The sequence below is a fragment of the Pseudomonas sp. AU11447 genome, from assembly GCF_001672555.2.
Lineage (GTDB): Bacteria > Pseudomonadota > Gammaproteobacteria > Pseudomonadales > Pseudomonadaceae > Pseudomonas > Pseudomonas nitroreducens.
Window position 1 is genome coordinate 1 of record NZ_LZDG02000107.1, and the last position, 1,647, is coordinate 1,647.

Annotated in this window: 1 protein-coding gene; it reads right to left on the reverse strand. The window is 65.5% G+C overall.

What is annotated here, in order from left to right; genetic code table 11:
- Positions 1-1,628: hypothetical protein (locus A6723_RS31020; protein WP_065348226.1), on the reverse strand; the 1,628-nt coding region annotated here is incomplete at its 3' end.
- Positions 1,629-1,647 lie beyond the last annotated feature (19 nt).

Sequence of the window (1,647 nt, forward strand, 5' to 3'; positions counted from 1 at the left end):
AGGTTGGGGTTGATGTCGTCGTCGCGGTTGTCGTAGTTGCCCGCGAAGCCGTCCAGGTCGTCGTCGTAGATCGGGCTTTCGTTGCGCATGCCCAACTGAGTAGGCAGGCCCGGATGCCCGATGTGGGTCGGCGCGGCGTCGACCACCGGCTTGGCCGGGACCGTCAGCGGGTCTGACTCACCGCCGCCGCGCATCATCGCGATGCTGAGGGTGGTTACCGCTGACCCTGCGTCGAAGTCGTACTCATCCACGATCCGCCGCACCTTGCCAGTGCCCTCGGCCTGGTCGGTAAGCTCCAGGGTGTGGATCAGATCAAGGCCTAGGGCCAATGACGTCGGCACCTGCCAACTGATGGTGGTTCCGCGCTGGCCGCCAACGACTGTGGTGACGGCCCGGCGAATCGAGCACTCCAGCACGGCATCGCGCCTGGCGTCGTCACGCAGGTCCTGGACCCCCTGCGAAGCACCGCTGATGGTCTTGCCTTCCCACTCGTCAGTCTTGCTGTCTTCCACTTCAAAGCCAGTGCTTTGCCGGCTGACAACCTGCCCACCAGTCGGACCGAGGCCCTTTGGGCAAGCAATGACAAGGCTGTACTTCTCCGTCACGGACTGCACCCAACGGCGCGAGCCAGTCCAGCTAGCGCCCAGCAGCAGGTCGGGGAAGTCGTTCCGCCAGCCCTGGCCATTGCCGCAAGGGTCGCCGCTGCTGGGAGGCAGCTTGAAGTAGCTTGGATTCGGCAGCAGGGTCAGTCCGGCGCCCTCGGTGGCCTGCTCGATCATCGACACGTCTGGCAGGTCGGTACTCTGCGGCCGCCAGGTGCAGAAGCCCTGAATGCCTTCGTGACCGCCCGCGCCGGGGTGCGACCATGCATAGCCGTCATCGCGCTGCCACAACCGCGAATAGCGGTACTCAATCTCCAGCTCGACGCGGTTGGTCGCCTGCTGTGTCTTGGCCAGCTCGGTCGACGCGCTCTGGTAGATCGTGCTGCCGGGGCCAAACCGGGCGGCGGGTTCCGTCGCGTACCAGCTGGTGACGCGAATCTCGCCGGTCGGGCTGACGTCCATGGATACCGGGCGACTCTCCAGGCGCTCTTGGGCGTAGTCCCAACGGCTACGGCCGTCAGGCGATTCGAACATGTCGGGCGTCCACCAGCCCTCAGTCAGGGCGTCGATCTGCTCGACCGTCATGTTCTCGACCCGGTACTGCAGCTGGTCGCTGCAGGTGATTGTCATCAGCCGATTGGCGATGTCCCAGGACGGCTCGATGGCATAGCCGGTGAAGCGCCTTTCCTGCTTGGTGACGCCGCCTGTTTCGCTGATGAAGTCGATGGTCACCTCTTCGCCGTCCAGGCCCAGCGGCACGTCGGTGCCGTCCGGGTAGAACAGGGCGAAGGTAGCGACCCCGGCCGCACCTTCCTCGCGGTCGATCTCCATACGCTGAGCGAGCCTGGCCGAGACCTGCACGCCGCCAATAGTCACCGAGACGTCCCAGCGATAGCCGTAGCCTGGTGGAATGACGCCTGGGGTGATGGGTTCCGGGGGCAGGATGATCACCGGGCCGCCCGGCTCGACGGCGCGCCGCCAAAGCGTATTGAGCGGCCTGGTGTTGAGCGGCAGGACGTTGAGCATCAGACCTCCTGCGCCTCAA